This window comes from Profundibacter amoris (assembly GCF_003544895.1).
In the GTDB taxonomy this organism is placed as follows: domain Bacteria; phylum Pseudomonadota; class Alphaproteobacteria; order Rhodobacterales; family Rhodobacteraceae; genus Profundibacter; species Profundibacter amoris.
The window spans coordinates 666,567-680,407 of sequence record NZ_CP032125.1; the positions used below are offsets into that span (position 1 = coordinate 666,567).

General features: G+C 58.6%; 15 protein-coding genes and 1 riboswitch. Of the genes, 12 read left to right on the forward strand and 3 right to left on the reverse strand.

Translation table 11 applies throughout. The features are described from left to right. Positions 1–5 precede the first annotated feature (5 nt). Entirely contained in the window at positions 6–518 is a 513-nt protein-coding gene (fabA, locus tag BAR1_RS03290; protein WP_118941697.1) for a bifunctional 3-hydroxydecanoyl-ACP dehydratase/trans-2-decenoyl-ACP isomerase, read from the reverse strand. 175 nt (positions 519–693) lie between these two features. Here fabA and irrA point away from each other — a divergent pair, with 175 nt between their 5' ends. Beyond that, positions 694–1,110, forward strand: coding sequence for an iron response transcriptional regulator IrrA (gene irrA / locus BAR1_RS03295; RefSeq protein WP_118941698.1), 417 nt, complete (start codon positions 694–696; stop codon positions 1,108–1,110). Between the two features lie 105 nt (positions 1,111–1,215). Here the strand turns inward: irrA and BAR1_RS03300 are convergent, their stop codons facing one another. After that, positions 1,216–1,881 carry an NnrU family protein gene (locus BAR1_RS03300; RefSeq protein WP_118941699.1) on the reverse strand — a complete coding sequence of 222 codons (666 nt, stop codon included), beginning with the start codon at positions 1,879–1,881 and terminating at the stop codon, positions 1,216–1,218. A gap of 183 nt (positions 1,882–2,064) precedes the next feature. On the opposite strand from BAR1_RS03300, the gene BAR1_RS03305 reads away from it, so the two are divergent. Further along, a complete protein-coding gene (locus BAR1_RS03305; protein WP_162891654.1) occupies positions 2,065–2,910 on the forward strand; it encodes a universal stress protein in 846 nt (281 codons plus the stop codon). A 17-nt stretch (positions 2,911–2,927) separates the two neighbouring features. On the opposite strand, the gene BAR1_RS03310 is transcribed toward BAR1_RS03305, so the two are convergent. Next, the gene (locus tag BAR1_RS03310; protein WP_118944322.1) at positions 2,928–3,797 is read right to left on the reverse strand and encodes a hypothetical protein; all 870 of its coding nucleotides are present in this window, start codon (positions 3,795–3,797) and stop codon (positions 2,928–2,930) included. A 115-nt stretch (positions 3,798–3,912) separates the two neighbouring features. Between BAR1_RS03310 and miaB the strand changes: the two genes are divergently transcribed. The 10 genes from miaB (at position 3,913) to BAR1_RS03360 (ending at position 13,828) form a co-directional block, all read left to right on the forward strand. Beyond that, a complete protein-coding gene (miaB, locus tag BAR1_RS03315; protein WP_118941701.1) occupies positions 3,913–5,220 on the forward strand; it encodes a tRNA (N6-isopentenyl adenosine(37)-C2)-methylthiotransferase MiaB in 1,308 nt (435 codons plus the stop codon). 101 nt (positions 5,221–5,321) lie between these two features. Continuing rightward, complete coding sequence (locus BAR1_RS03320; RefSeq protein WP_118941702.1) at positions 5,322–6,323, forward strand: PhoH family protein; 1,002 nt, start codon at positions 5,322–5,324, stop codon at positions 6,321–6,323. After that, positions 6,313–6,828 carry an rRNA maturation RNase YbeY gene (gene ybeY / locus BAR1_RS03325; RefSeq protein WP_118944323.1) on the forward strand — a complete coding sequence of 172 codons (516 nt, stop codon included), beginning with the start codon at positions 6,313–6,315 and terminating at the stop codon, positions 6,826–6,828. The genes BAR1_RS03320 and ybeY overlap by 11 nt, the downstream gene beginning before the upstream one ends. Before the next feature lie 24 nt (positions 6,829–6,852). Further along, a complete protein-coding gene (locus BAR1_RS03330) occupies positions 6,853–7,734 on the forward strand; it encodes a hemolysin family protein (protein ID WP_118941703.1) in 882 nt (293 codons plus the stop codon). Continuing rightward, entirely contained in the window at positions 7,727–9,244 is a 1,518-nt protein-coding gene (gene lnt / locus BAR1_RS03335; protein WP_228408710.1) for an apolipoprotein N-acyltransferase, read from the forward strand. The genes BAR1_RS03330 and lnt overlap by 8 nt, the downstream gene beginning before the upstream one ends. A 34-nt stretch (positions 9,245–9,278) precedes the next feature. Further along, a riboswitch (SAM-SAH riboswitch) is annotated at positions 9,279–9,329 on the forward strand. A gap of 6 nt (positions 9,330–9,335) precedes the next feature. Then, positions 9,336–10,517, forward strand: coding sequence for a methionine adenosyltransferase (metK, locus tag BAR1_RS03340; protein ID WP_118941705.1), 1,182 nt, complete (start codon positions 9,336–9,338; stop codon positions 10,515–10,517). A 196-nt stretch (positions 10,518–10,713) separates the two neighbouring features. After that, a complete protein-coding gene (gene trmB / locus BAR1_RS03345) occupies positions 10,714–11,430 on the forward strand; it encodes a tRNA (guanosine(46)-N7)-methyltransferase TrmB (RefSeq protein WP_118944324.1) in 717 nt (238 codons plus the stop codon). A 125-nt stretch (positions 11,431–11,555) separates the two neighbouring features. Beyond that, positions 11,556–12,905, forward strand: a complete 1,350-nt coding sequence (aroA, locus tag BAR1_RS03350; RefSeq protein WP_118944325.1) for a 3-phosphoshikimate 1-carboxyvinyltransferase — start codon at positions 11,556–11,558, stop codon at positions 12,903–12,905. 9 nt (positions 12,906–12,914) lie between these two features. Beyond that, positions 12,915–13,427, forward strand: a complete 513-nt coding sequence (locus tag BAR1_RS03355) for a hypothetical protein (RefSeq protein ID WP_118941706.1) — start codon at positions 12,915–12,917, stop codon at positions 13,425–13,427. Next, the gene (locus tag BAR1_RS03360; RefSeq protein WP_118941707.1) at positions 13,424–13,828 is read left to right on the forward strand and encodes a GFA family protein; all 405 of its coding nucleotides are present in this window, start codon (positions 13,424–13,426) and stop codon (positions 13,826–13,828) included. The genes BAR1_RS03355 and BAR1_RS03360 overlap by 4 nt, the downstream gene beginning before the upstream one ends. Positions 13,829–13,841 lie beyond the last annotated feature (13 nt).

The following is a 13,841-nucleotide window of genomic DNA, read 5'->3' on the forward strand; positions in this document are numbered from 1 at the left end:
TCTCCTTAGTCTTTCGCGGCTGCAAGGCCGACTTTGAGGTCTTTTACGGCATAGATTTCTTCGCCATCGGCAAGGATGATACCATCCGCCACACCCAGTTTCAGGCGGCGGTCGATGACGCGGGTGAAGTCGATCTTGTAGGTGATCATTTTGGTTTCGGGGGTGACCATGCCTGAAAATTTGACTTCGCCGACACCGATGGCAAACCCTTGCCCCTGCATGCCGCGCCAGCCGAGGTTGAAGCCTGTCAACTGCCACAACCCGTCAAGGCCAAGGCAGCCGGGCATCACCGGATTGCCGGGGAAATGGCAGGGGAAAAACCAGAGATCGGGGTGGATGTCGAATTCTGCAACGATATGGCCTTTGCCGTGTGCGCCAGCGTCACCGGATACATCGGTGATCCGGTCCATCATCAGCATCGGTGGCAGCGGCAATTGCGCGTTGCCGGGGCCGAAAAGTTCGCCATTGGCGCATTTGATCAGGTCGTCTTTGTCAAAACTTGTTGGAAAATCGGCCATTCAGCCCAGCCCCCCGTTAGATATTACATGTCCCTTACGGGCCTTCTATCATCGGGTGGTAAATGGTGGCAAGGGCTGGCTGCTGCAAGGGGGTGATATATAATGCGACTGATTTGCAATTGAAATTCTCCCGCAAACGCCTTTATATGTAATGTGTAACAGAGGATGCGCGATTATGACGGTAATGGCTGCGGAACGTGGAAAAGAATGGCTGAGCGGGGCGGGATTGCGCCCGACGCGGCAGCGGTTGTCTTTGGCCGGATTGCTGGTCGGGGATGGACAGGACCGGCATGTGACAGCCGAGAGCCTGTATGCTTCGGTTTTGCAATCGGGTGAAAAGGTATCGTTGGCAACGGTTTACAATACGCTGCGCGCCTTTTGTCAGGCCGGTTTGATGCGTGAGATCATGGTGGACGGGGCAAAAAGTTACTTTGACACCAATATGTCGGACCATCCGCATTTCTACTGGGAAGACAGCGAAGAATTGATGGATGCCCCCAGCGATCAACTGGAAATCTGCCGTTTGCCCGAGGCGCCTGCGGGGGCCGAGGTCAGCAAGGTGGATGTGGTGATCCGGCTGCGGCGTAAATAAGCCCCTGCTAAACGGAGGCCCTTGCGGGCCGCTTTATGTCTCGGCCCCGTAAAGGGGCCTCGGGATTGCCTGCGGCGCGGATATTTTCACAAAAGAGAAACAGGGTTATGGCAGCGGGCTGATGCCGATCACCGGTTCGTGCAGGTAAAGCAGGGCAAGGTAGATGGCAGTGCCCAGTGCAAAGCGCATTATGCCGCTGCGGGTGAATTTGAAGCTGCGTTTGGTGTTGGACAGGCGTTGCCATTCATCCGCCCCGAGGATGCGCCGCGCGCGTTTGTCGATGATGCGCATGCCAAGGATCGAGAAGGCGGCGAACAGGCCGAAGACGATGACATGGGCAAGGTCGCCATTGGGGACCATATGCGCCAGTGACCAGATCAGCAGGGTGACCAGCAGCGGGTGGCGGATCCAGCCGATCAGGCCGGGGTTGTCGGGATCAAAGCGGTCATTGTTGCAGCCGCCAAAGGACAAAGGATTGGGCCGGCACAGGGTCATGGTGAAAATCAGGGTGGCGAAATACATTGCTGTCAGGGGCACATGGTTTTGCCATGGCTCCCACCCCCAGATTTCAACGTATGGCGCGCGGCCGGCGGCGACGATGATCCATGTCAGGATGGCGGTGGACAGAGCGGAATAGGCCAGTGTGAATCCGATCGGCCCGATCAGTGCGACAATGCGCGATTTAACAGCAGGGCGTGTCGGGATCGAGTGGGACACGAAGAACACCACGAATGCGGCGATGAATTCCCCCCAGTCTGATAGCAGTTCCATGTGGTTTTCCTGTTCGGTTGTCGTGCCTCTAATCAGGGATTGCGCCTGCGGTTTTCAAGCGCGAAATGGCGGGGCGGCGCTTTTGTCACAAGGGGGTATCATATTCATATAATTTGACAAAGATCATACCCGTTGCGCCCGGTTTCTGTAAGGATGGGGAAAATATTCAAAAGGAGGCCTCCTGTGTCCTATAAAGATTTGCTTGTCCATCTGGATGATACCGATATTTGCGCCGAACGTGTGGCGGCGGCTGTGGCATTGGCCAAGCGCGAAGGTGCACGGCTGACCGGCATTGCGCTGGCGCTGGAATCGACGATTTCCACCTATATCGGCATTGATTTCCCCTCGAGCCTGACCGACGCACAGCAGGAAATTGTGCAAAAGGCGGCCAGAAGTGCTGTCGAGAAATTCGAATCAGCCGCGATCGGGGCCGGCATCGAGTTCCGCAGTTGGGTTGTGGCCTGTTCGGCCTCCAAGGCGCCGGCGCGGCTGGCGTTTTTTGCCCGCCATGCGGACCTGATCTTTGTCGGCCAGCCCAATCCGAACGAAAAGGGCAAGGCGTTTCAGGAAAACCTGCTGGAAGCGGTTTTGCTGAACACCGGTCGCCCGGTCTATGTGGTGCCCTATATCGGGCGCTTTGACGCCAAAGTGCGCAAGGCCGTGATCGCATGGGATGGTAGCAAAAAAGCCGTTCGGGCGGTGAATGATGCCATTCCGATGCTGAAGGCGCGCAAAGAAGTGATCGTTCTGGTGATCAATCCGAAAAAGCGCAGTGGCGAATTTGGCGGGCAGCAGGGCGAGAACCTGGTCGATCATCTGGAGCGTTATGGCATCAATGCCAAGGTGGCGACGGTGGTCAACCCCGATTTGTCGGTCGATACCACAATCCAGAACTACATTTCCGATTCCGGTGCCGATTTGCTGGTGATGGGGGCTTTTGGCCATTCGCGCCTGCGGGAAAAGGCCTTTGGCGGGGTGACGGATTCAATTCTGCACCAGATGATCGTGCCGGTGTTGATGGCCGAATAAGGATTTCGGGGTGGTGGTCAGAACCACTGCCCCGGTTCCATCAGCCCCAGATCCATCAGTTGCCGGGAATTCCATTCGAATTTGGCCGAGTTGTGCCATTGGAAGGTTTCGATATCAAAGGTCGAGCCGGGGTTGTGTTTTAGCGCCTTGGCAACGCGGAAGGAACAGATCGCGGCCGTGATATTGTGGTGCCATTCGCAGGAATAGGTATTGTATTCCTCGTCATTGAAGGTGTGGTCGGGGCGCAATTCCAGGCCCTTTTTGGTGCGAAACAGGGCGATACGGTCGATCTTGCGGCGCTCCCACGGGATGTGTTCCTCGAACCGCCAGCGCAATCCGCCGTAAAAATCCAGTTGCCGATCTTTGGGGTGATGCCGGTTTGTGGCGTCCTCGCGGGCCAGTGCGTAATAGCCGGTTTTGTCCAGATGGGCGTTTTCCAGCGACACCGCATCGGGGGAGCGGTTCAGGTCATTTGCATACAGGTCGATCGCATAGGTCAGGACGCTGTTGCGGCGTTCCTCGGTGTGGAAGGCGAGCATTTCGGCCACGGTGCGGGTCTCGCAGAACGGATAGAACAGGTATTCGGCGTTGAAACAGTAATAGAGCCATACGCCCGGTGCCGCCGAAATGATGCTGTTGACGGCGGTGGTCATCGCATTGTCGGCGGACATGTCATAGGGGATCAGGTGGATTTTATCCGTGTTTTCCGGGGCCGGTTCCATACCGTCGCCGGCAAACACCAGAACCGATTTGAACTCCAGTTGCAGGTGGTGCTGGATGGTGCTGTCGACTTCGGTCGCATCCTCGACCAGAATCAGGGCGACCGGCCCTTTGGCCAGCGCCTGTTTGCCCCTGTTCAGGAAATCCGCCAGATCGTTATACCGCATTTTTTCGCTACCCTTTACCCGCTTGCGGCCAGAATCGGCCATTTCGCACTTCATTGCAAGCCTTGCCAAGCCGGTGTAGAGGTGCATTCCGAAATTCCTGAATCCGGTGTGCCCGATGTCGAACAACAAAAAGCTGTATATCAAGACCTATGGCTGTCAGATGAACGTCTATGACAGTGAACGCATGGCCGAGGCGCTGGGCGCATCCGGTTACGAGCAGGTCGAGGCCCCCGAAGGCGCGGATATGATTCTGCTGAACACCTGCCATATCCGCGAAAAGGCGGCTGAAAAGATTTACTCGGAACTGGGGCGCTACAAGGGTATCAAGGCGGAAAACCCCGATCTGAAGATCGGCGTTGCCGGATGCGTGGCACAGGCCGAGGGCGAGGAAATCATGCGCCGCCAGCCGATGGTCGATCTGGTCGTCGGCCCGCAGACCTATCACCGTCTGCCCGAGATGATGAAACAGGTCGAGGCGGGGGAAAAGGCGCTGGATACGGATTTCCCGCTGGAAGACAAATTCGAACATCTGCCGGACCGCCCTTTGCCGCGTCGTGCGCCCTCGGCGTTTTTGACGGTGCAGGAGGGGTGTGACAAATTCTGCGCCTTTTGCGTGGTGCCCTATACCCGCGGGGCCGAGGTGTCGCGCCCGCCGGAACGGATTTTGCGCGAGGCCCGCGAGTTGGTCGAACGTGGTGTGAAGGAGATCAATCTGCTGGGGCAGAATGTGAATGCCTATAACGGCGGCGACTGGACGCTGGCGCAACTGATCTGGGCGCTGAACGATGTGGACGGGCTGGAGCGTATCCGCTTTACCACCAGCCACCCCAACGACATGACGGATGATCTGATCGCCGCACACGGGGAGTGCGATAAACTGATGCCCTATCTGCATTTGCCGGTGCAATCGGGCAGCGACAAGGTGCTGAAGGGGATGAACCGCCAGCACACCGCCGAGCATTACATCCGCCTGATCGAACGTATCCGCGCCGCACGCCCCGACATCCTGATTTCCGGTGATTTCATCGTCGGCTTCCCCGGCGAGGAGGACACGGATTTCGACGCGACAATGGATCTGGTGCGCGAAGTGAACTACGGGCAGGCCTATTCGTTCAAATATTCCGCCCGTCCGGGCACACCTGCGGCCGAGCGCAGTTTCGTGTCGGTCGAGGTGGCCAACGCCCGTTTGCAGCAGTTGCAGGCCCTGCTGACCCAGCAACAACGTGCCTTGCAAGAGGCGATGGTGGGGCAGGAGGTGGATGTTCTGTTTGAAAAGAAAGGTCGCCTTGCCGGACAGATGATCGGCAAAAGCCAGCATCTTCATGCGGTGCATGTGGCGGGGCCGGATTTGCAGGCTGGTGACATCCGGCGGGTTCGGGTGGTGAAAAGCGAAACAAATTCGCTAGGCGGGGAACTGCTGTAGACGGAAATGTAACTGTGATGTGAAATGATCCGGTTGCACCTTGCGCGCATGCGTCCAAGTTGGCACCATTGCGGGGCAAGTTTTGACAAACGGAGATTTGATTGGCCATAAGTGCAGCAACACCGCCGAACACCCCGAAAGAGGTTCTGCTGGAATTTCCCGACAACCGTCTATTGATCGACCTTTGCGGCGAATATGACCGCAACCTTGCCCATATCGAACAGCAGTTTTCCATCCAGATCGCACGGCGCGGCAACCGGCTGGCATTGATTGGCGAAGAGGATGCGGCCCTTGCCGCCGCCCGCGTTCTGAACGCGCTTTATGCGCGGCTGGAAAGTGGCCGGCCGCTGGAAATGGGCGATGTCGAGGGCGAAATCCGCATGGGGGATTCGGCGGTGATGGACGCCGCCCCCGATGGCGAACAGATCGAGATGTTCAAGGGCGGTCCTGTTGAAATCCGCACCCGCAAGAAACTGGTCGAGCCACGCACCGAGGCCCAGAAGGCCTATGTCAGATCCCTGTTTGAAAACGAGCTGTGTTTCGGCATCGGCCCGGCGGGCACCGGCAAAACCTATCTGGCGGTTGCGGTCGGGGTGAATCTGTTTCTGGATGGCAAGGTGGACAAAATCATCCTGTCGCGCCCCGCGGTCGAGGCGGGCGAGCGGCTGGGCTTTCTGCCCGGCGACATGAAGGACAAGATCGACCCCTATATGCAGCCGCTGTATGACGCCCTGTCGGATTTCCTGCCCGGCAAACAGGTGGCCAAACTGATCGAGGACAAGCGGATCGAAATCGCTCCGCTGGCCTTCATGCGCGGGCGGACTTTGTCCGAGGCTTTCGTGGTGCTGGACGAGGCGCAAAATGCCACCTCGATGCAGATGAAAATGTTCCTTACCCGTCTGGGCAAGGGCAGCCGGATGGTGATTACGGGGGACCGCTCGCAGGTGGATTTGCAGCGCGGGGTCGTGAGTGGTTTGCACGAGGCCGAGCGCCTGCTGAAGGGCATCAAGAAAATCGACTTCAACTATTTCACCGCCAAAGACGTAGTGCGCCATCCGCTGGTGGCCAGGATTATCGAGGCCTATGACGCCGATGGAAACTGATCTTGTCGGGGTGAATATCGAGGATGAGCGCTGGCACACGCTGGGTATCGAGGCGCTGGCACAGCGGGCTTGCGCAGCGACTTTGCAACATCTGGGGATTGATCCGCAGTATTTCGAAATCAGTCTGCTGGCCTGCGATGACACACGGATTGCCGATCTGAACGCCGAGTTTCGCGGCAAACCTGCGCCAACCAACGTGCTATCGTGGCCAGCGCAAGACCGCGCGCGCCCCGGGGAACATCCCTTGCCGCCCGAGCCGGACCCGAGCGGCATGCCCGAAGAACTGGGCGATATCGCAATTTCCTATGATACCTGCGCCCGCGAGGCGGCCGAGTCCGGCAAGGATATAAACGACCATGTGACGCATTTGCTGGTGCACGGGGTGCTGCATCTGTTGGGATATGATCACATATCCGATCAGGATGCCGCGATAATGGAACGATTAGAGGGCGAAGTGCTTGGCAAACTGGGCATTTCAGACCCATATAGGGTGCAGGACACATGATGTCCGCTGAACTGGAAAGGAAAAATGGGCGACACGACTGACGGTTCCTCTAACGCGGCGCAAAGCGCGCGGGACGGACAAAACAAAGGGCAACGCGGCTTTTTCGGCCGCCTGATGGCTGCCCTTGGCCCCACCAACACAGCTGACAAAAACAGCGAGGCACAGACAGGACAGGCTGCGCCCGCCACAGATGTGCGCGGTATGCTGAACCTGCGGCGCATGTCGCTTGAGGATGTGGCGGTGCCCAAGGCCGAGATCGTGGCGGTGCCCGAGGACATTAAAAAAGATGATCTGGTGCAGTTGTTCCGCAAAACCGGCCTGACGCGGATACCGGTTTACAAGGAAACGCTGGATACGCCTGTGGGGCTGGTGCACCTGAAGGATTTTGCGCTGAAACACGGGTTTAACGGGGCCGGTGGCCGGTTCAGCCTGAAGAAACTGCTGCGCCCGCTGTTGTTTGCGCCACCCTCGATGCCGATCGGGGTGCTGCTGCAAAAGATGCAGGCGGACCGGATTCACATGGCGCTGGTGATTGACGAATACGGCGGGGTTGACGGTCTGGTCACGCTCGAGGATCTGGTGGAACAGGTGATCGGCGAGATCGAGGACGAACACGATCTGGAAGAGGACCAGTTCTGGATCAAAGAAGGGCCGGGGTGTTATCTGGCGCAGGCGCGCACGCCTTTGGAAGAATTCGAGGCCGAGATCGGGCATCGTCTGGTGGATGAGGACGAGGAAGAGGAGATCGACACGTTGGGCGGTCTGGTGTTCCTGCTGTCGGGCCATGTGCCTGCACGGGGTGAAGTGGTGGTGCATCCGGACGGGCCGGAATTTGAAGTGGTCGATGCCGATCCACGCCGGATCAAACGGTTAAGGGTGCGGTTGCCGGATGCCAAGGGTGACTGACTTGGCGGGTTGGTCCACGCGGCGCAAGATGTTGCTGGCCTTGGCCGGCGGCGCGCTGACGGGTCTGGGGCAGGCGCCTTTCGGGCTGGTCTGGCTGGCGCTGATCGGGCTGGCCGGCGGGGTCTGGTTGTTCCAGAACACCGCGACAACGCGGCAGGCGGGCTGGATTGGCTGGGCCTTTGGCGTTGGATATTTTGCGCTGGTTCTGAACTGGATAGTCGAGCCGTTTCTGGTGGATATCGCCACCTATGGCTGGATGGCCCCCTTTGCCCTGATCGGCATGGCCGCCGGAATGGCACTGTTCTGGGCGCTGGCGTTCTGGCTTGCACGCTGGCAGGGACGCGGGATTGCCTTGGTGGTGTTCTGGGCCGGCACCGAAGTGCTGCGCAGCGTGATCCTGACGGGTTTTCCGTGGGGATTGCTGGGATATATCTGGCTGGATACCGGCATAGCGCAGTTTGCCAGCCTGATTGGCCCGCATGGATTAACCTTGCTGACATTGGCGGGCGTCTGGGCGCTGGTCACAGGATTGGGGCATCGCAAACGTATAATTCTGGTGCCGGTTGTGGTGATTGTGGGCGCGGGGCTGTTGTATCTGGGCAATGGACAGGCGGCGTCCAAATTACTGTATCTGGCCAAAAATGGTGGCAACTCCGAACCAAAATTTGTCCGCATCATCCAGACCAACGCACCGCAGCACGAAAAATGGAACCGCGAGATGATACCGGTTTTCTTTGACCGGAATTTGCAGTTCACGGCAGCCGTGACCGAGCGAAAGCCCGATCTGGTCATCTGGCCGGAAACTTCGGTGCCTTATCTTCTGAACAGTGCCGAAGGGGCATTGCAGGTAATTGCCGATGCGGCCGACGGGGTGCCGGTGGTGCTGGGGATGCAGCGGCGCGGGGCGGCGGGCGAATATTACAATTCGCTGGTGGTGCTGGGCGCGGATGGCGTGGTGGCGGATGTCTATGACAAAAGCCATCTGGTGCCCTTTGGCGAATATATGCCCGGTGGCTGGCTGGCGGCAAAACTGGGCCTGACAGGGCTGGCCGCGCAGGGCGGTTTCGGGTTTGGCTCGGGCGACGGGTTGCGACTGGTGGATATTCCGGGGCTGGGGCGTGCCTTGCCGTTGATCTGTTACGAGGCGATCTTTCCCGAAGAAGTGGGTGGCGTCACACCACGCCCCGACTGGTTATTGCAAATCACCAATGATGCGTGGTTCGGCAATCTGACCGGCCCGCAACAGCATCTGGCACAGGCGCGTTTCCGCGCGATCGAGCAGGGCCTGCCGATGGTGCGCGCCGCCAATACCGGCATTTCCGCCATGATTGATGCGCGCGGGGAAATCACTGCGCAACTGGGGTTGGGGGTTGCGGGGTATCTGGATGTGAAATTGCCACATGGCCTGCCCCCGACACTGTATTCCCGCACGGGGGATTTGCCGGTTAACCTGTTGTTGATCGTTGCCGCTGCCGCGTTATTGCTAAAAAGACGCAGGTTTATTGGTTGACCCCGTCGTGCCTGCCCCTTATCGGGGATGGATCAAACCGCTACAACGGCTTCCTGACGTGGCGGTGTAACTTATCACTGGAGCACTATTCATGTCCCGTCAGAACTATACCTTCACCTCGGAATCCGTTTCCGAAGGTCACCCCGACAAGCTGTGCGACCGCATTTCGGATGCTGTTCTGGACGCCTTTCTGGCCGAAGAGCCGGAAGCCCGCGTTGCCTGCGAAACATTTGCGACCACAAACCGTGTGGTCATCGGCGGCGAGGTTGGCCTGTCGGACAAATCCAAGCTGAACGAATATCTGGGCAAGATCGACCAGATCGCCCGCGATTGCATCAAGGATATCGGTTACGAGCAAGAGCATTTCCACTGGAACACCGTCGAGGTAACAAACCTGCTGCACGGTCAGTCCGCGCATATCGCACAGGGTGTGGATGCTGCTGAAGGCAAGGATGAAGGTGCTGGCGATCAGGGCATCATGTTTGGCTATGCGGTGGATGAAACACCCGAGCTGATGCCCGCCCCGATCCAGTATTCCCACGCGATCCTGCGGCGTCTGGCCGAAGTGCGCAAGGACGGCACCGAGCCGACATTGCGTCCCGATGCAAAATCGCAGATTTCACTGCGTTACGAGGATGGCAAGCCGGTCGAGGTGACCTCGATCGTGTTGTCGACCCAGCATTCCGAGGAATGCCAGACATCGGACGACATCCGCGCGATTGTCGAACCTTACATCCGCGAGGTTCTGCCAACGGACTGGATTACGGATGCTACAAAATGGTGGGTCAACCCGACCGGTACCTTTGTGATTGGCGGCCCTGACGGGGATGCCGGCCTGACCGGCCGCAAGATCATCGTCGACACCTATGGCGGGGCCGCGCCGCACGGGGGCGGGGCATTTTCGGGCAAGGATCCGACCAAGGTTGACCGCTCGGCCGCCTATGTCGCCCGCTATCTGGCGAAAAACGTGGTGGCGTCGGGGCTGGCGAACCGCTGTTCGATCCAGTTGTCCTATGCGATTGGTATTGCGCGGCCTTTGTCGATTTACTGCGATACATTCGGCACCGGCGAAGTGCATGATTCCGTGATTGAAAAAGCGATTGATCAGGTGATGGACCTGACGCCGCAAGGCATCCGCACCAAATTGCAGATGAACCGTCCGATCTATGCCCGCACGGCGGCCTATGGCCACTTTGGCCGCGCACCCGAAGCGGATGGCGGATTTTCCTGGGAGAAAACCGATCTGGTCGAGGCCCTGAAAAAAGCTGTATAACGAACGGCGGGGTAGAGCATATCGCGCCGGATTGAATTCATCCGGCCGGGCGAACGCACCTGCATTGCAGGTGCTGCCTCACCCAGCCGGATGAATGCCCGTTTCCGGTCAGGCGCGACACGCTATAAACCCCGCCCTACGGCTGACGGAAATATAGGGTGGGCAATTTGCCCGCCTTTCTTTTTGGATGATGAAGATGAGTGATAAAAACACCCCCAAAACCCGCCCTTACCGGAATTTCTATGGCCGCCTGAAGGGCAAGGCCCTGCGCGACAGCCAGAAGGTTTATCTGGACGAGGATCTGGCAAGGCTTTCGCCCGGTGCTGTGGGCTGGGATGAAAACCCCGACCGGTTGCCGCTGGATTTGAAGGCACTGTTTGGCGGGCGGCCGGTGTGGCTGGAAGTCGGCTTTGGCGGTGGCGAGCATATGGTGCATCAGGCCGCGCAAAACCCCGATGTCGGGATCATAGGTTGCGAGCCGTATATCAACGGTGTGGCGATGTTGCTTGGCAAAATCCGCGAGGCCGGAGTGGATAACGTGGCGGTGCATCCCGGAGATGTGCGCGATCTGTTCGATGTGCTGCCCGATGGCTCGATTGATCGGGCGTTTTTGCTGTATCCCGACCCATGGCCCAAGGCGCGCCACCATCGCCGCCGGTTTGTGACACCCGAACATCTGGACCCCTTGGCGCGGGTGTTGAAAAAAGGTGCAATATTTCGCGTGGCGACCGATATTCCGGATTATGTGCGCCAGACGATGGAGCAGATGATGGCGCGGGACGATTTTGAATGGTTGGCCGAAGGGCCGGACGATTGGCGAAAGCCCTGGGGCGACTGGATTTCCACCCGTTATGAAAAGAAGGCGCTGCGCGAAGGGCGGGTGCCTCATTATATGACATTCCGGCGGGTTTAGAGGGCAGTCCAAAGGAATTTTATGCCTCCGGCGGGGATATTTCGGGAACGATAATGGGAAGGGCATGGCGCAGGCAAATGGCTTGGGCTATGCAGGACGTAACGCAGTTTGACGAGGAATGTGCGATGTCAGGTCATGGTGAACCAACCCCGATGAAATCCCGCCGCGGCGGTGCGCTGAAGGGTGTGGCCGAGGTGCCGGGGGACAAGTCGATCTCGCATCGGGCGCTGATTTTGGGTGCGCTGGCGGTGGGTGAAACCAAGATCGCCGGATTGCTGGAAGGCGATGATGTGCTGGACACGGCGCGGGCGATGCGCGCCTTTGGGGCGGATGTGATCGAACATGGCGGCGGGGATTGGTCGGTGTTCGGGGTCGGGGTTGGCGGCTTTGCCGAGCCGGACAATGTAATTGATTGTGGCAATTCCGGCACCGGTGTTCGTTTGATCATGGGGGCGATGGCGAGTTGTCCGATCACCGCGACATTCACGGGGGACGCCAGTTTGCGCAGTCGCCCGATGGGGCGGATCACGGGGCCGGTTGGATTGTTCGGGGCGCAGGCTTATGGCCGTGTTGGCGGGCGGTTGCCGATGACCATTGTCGGTGCCGCTGATCCGGTGCCGGTGCGTTACGAGATGGAAGTGCCCTCGGCACAGGTGAAATCGGCCGTGTTGCTGGCGGGGCTGAATGCGCCGGGGCAAACGGTGGTGATCGAGAAGGAACCGACGCGGGATCATACGGAGCGGATGCTGGCGGGGTTTGGTGCCGATATTTCGATCGAGGAAACCGGTGAGGGGCGCATGATCACCCTGACAGGTCAGCCGGAATTGCAGGCGCAGGATATTGTGGTGCCGCGTGATCCAAGCTCGGCCGCTTTTCCGGTCTGTGCGGCGTTGATTGTCGAGGGGTCGGACGTGTTGGTGCCCGGGATTGGTATGAACCCGACGCGCAACGGCTTGTTTACCACGTTGCGGGAAATGGGTGCCGATCTGACATACGAGAACGAACGCATCGAGGGCGGCGAGCCGGTGGCCGATCTGCGGGCGCGCTATTCGCCCGATATGGTCGGGGTCAAAGTGCCGCCGGAACGCGTGGCAAGTATGATTGACGAATACCCGATCCTTTCGGTGGTGGCGGCCAATGCGACAGGTCAGACCGTGATGCGTGGTGTCAAGGAGTTGCGGGTCAAGGAATGTGACCGGATCGATGCGATGGCGCGGGGGCTTGAGGCCAACGGTGTTGCTGTCGAGGAAGCCGAGGACATGCTGACGGTGACGGGGCAGGGGGCTGGCTCGGTTACCGGGGGCGGCACGTGCAAGACCCATCTGGACCACCGGATCGCGATGAGTTTCATGGTGCTGGGCATGGCCAGCCAGCAGCCGGTTTCGATAGATGACGGGGCGCCGATCACCACCAGTTTTCCGATTTTCGAGCCATTGATGGCTGAATTGGGCGCGCGGTTGGAGCGTTCAAACTAGGAGGGCGAAATGCGTCTGGTTTTCTGGCTGATCTTTGCGGTGACGATGGGCATCTATCTAACGATGGTGCTTTGGTCATTGCCCTATATAACAGCCGAGGCCAATGGCCTGTTGCCATTTGATTTACGTCTGATCGGCTATGGTTTTGACGACGCCGCATTTTTTCGCGAGGCGATTTCCGAAGAGGGAAGGCAGTTTTATTTAACCGTTCAGCAAAGCCTTGATGGTGCTTATCCCGGGTTAATGGCGGTTACATTGGTGATGGCATTCAATATGCTGTTTCAGGGTTTCGGTCGCTATGTGGCATCCGGCATTGCGGTTCTTGCGGCTATATTTGATTATCTTGAAAATGCCGCTGTTGCCGGAATGCTGAAAGCGGCTTTAATTGATGTGACACCGGATATGGTTGCCCGAGCAAATATGTGGACCGTGCTGAAATCGGCGACGTCGACGTTGGCCTTTGCTGCACTTTTGGTTGGGTTGGTGGTGGCGTGGCGTCGCAAAAGAAAGGTCGCGGGATGAAACATACCGGCAGTTGTCTATGCGGGAAAATTACGTATGTCATCACCGGCCCTTTGCGGCCTGTGGTTGCCTGTCATTGCACCCAGTGCCGCAAGGCCAGCGGGCACCATGTGGCGGCGACGTCGTGTTATCGGGATGATATCGAAATCACGGGCAAGGTGACGTGGTATCAATCATCCGACACAGCGCGGCGCGGGTTTTGCGGGATATGTGGCAGCAATCTGTTTTGGGACGGGGCAGGGATGAACCTGTCGATATTCGCGGGCACGCTGGACGGGCCGACTGGGTTGACCATGAAAGGGCATATTTTCTGCGCCGACAAAGGGGATTATTACGAGTTGGGGGATGATCTGCCCAAGGCGGATGGCCGGGATCCGGCGTTGACCACGATGGTTCCCTGACGCGGCAATGCAT

Excerpts from the sequence above, each read along its gene's own strand:
- fabA (WP_118941697.1), bottom strand. The coding sequence starts at position 518 with ATGGCCGATTTTCCAACAAGTTTTGACAAAGACGACCTGATCAAATGC.
- irrA (WP_118941698.1), top strand. The coding sequence starts at position 694 with ATGACGGTAATGGCTGCGGAACGTGGAAAAGAATGGCTGAGCGGGGCG.
- BAR1_RS03300 (WP_118941699.1), bottom strand. The coding sequence starts at position 1,881 with ATGGAACTGCTATCAGACTGGGGGGAATTCATCGCCGCATTCGTGGTG.
- BAR1_RS03310 (WP_118944322.1), bottom strand. The coding sequence starts at position 3,797 with ATGCGGTATAACGATCTGGCGGATTTCCTGAACAGGGGCAAACAGGCG.
- miaB (WP_118941701.1), top strand. The coding sequence starts at position 3,913 with ATGTCGAACAACAAAAAGCTGTATATCAAGACCTATGGCTGTCAGATG.
- ybeY (WP_118944323.1), top strand. The coding sequence starts at position 6,313 with ATGGAAACTGATCTTGTCGGGGTGAATATCGAGGATGAGCGCTGGCAC.
- BAR1_RS03330 (WP_118941703.1), top strand. The coding sequence starts at position 6,853 with ATGGGCGACACGACTGACGGTTCCTCTAACGCGGCGCAAAGCGCGCGG.
- metK (WP_118941705.1), top strand. The coding sequence starts at position 9,336 with ATGTCCCGTCAGAACTATACCTTCACCTCGGAATCCGTTTCCGAAGGT.
- trmB (WP_118944324.1), top strand. The coding sequence starts at position 10,714 with ATGAGTGATAAAAACACCCCCAAAACCCGCCCTTACCGGAATTTCTAT.
- aroA (WP_118944325.1), top strand. The coding sequence starts at position 11,556 with ATGTCAGGTCATGGTGAACCAACCCCGATGAAATCCCGCCGCGGCGGT.
- BAR1_RS03355 (WP_118941706.1), top strand. The coding sequence starts at position 12,915 with ATGCGTCTGGTTTTCTGGCTGATCTTTGCGGTGACGATGGGCATCTAT.
- BAR1_RS03360 (WP_118941707.1), top strand. The coding sequence starts at position 13,424 with ATGAAACATACCGGCAGTTGTCTATGCGGGAAAATTACGTATGTCATC.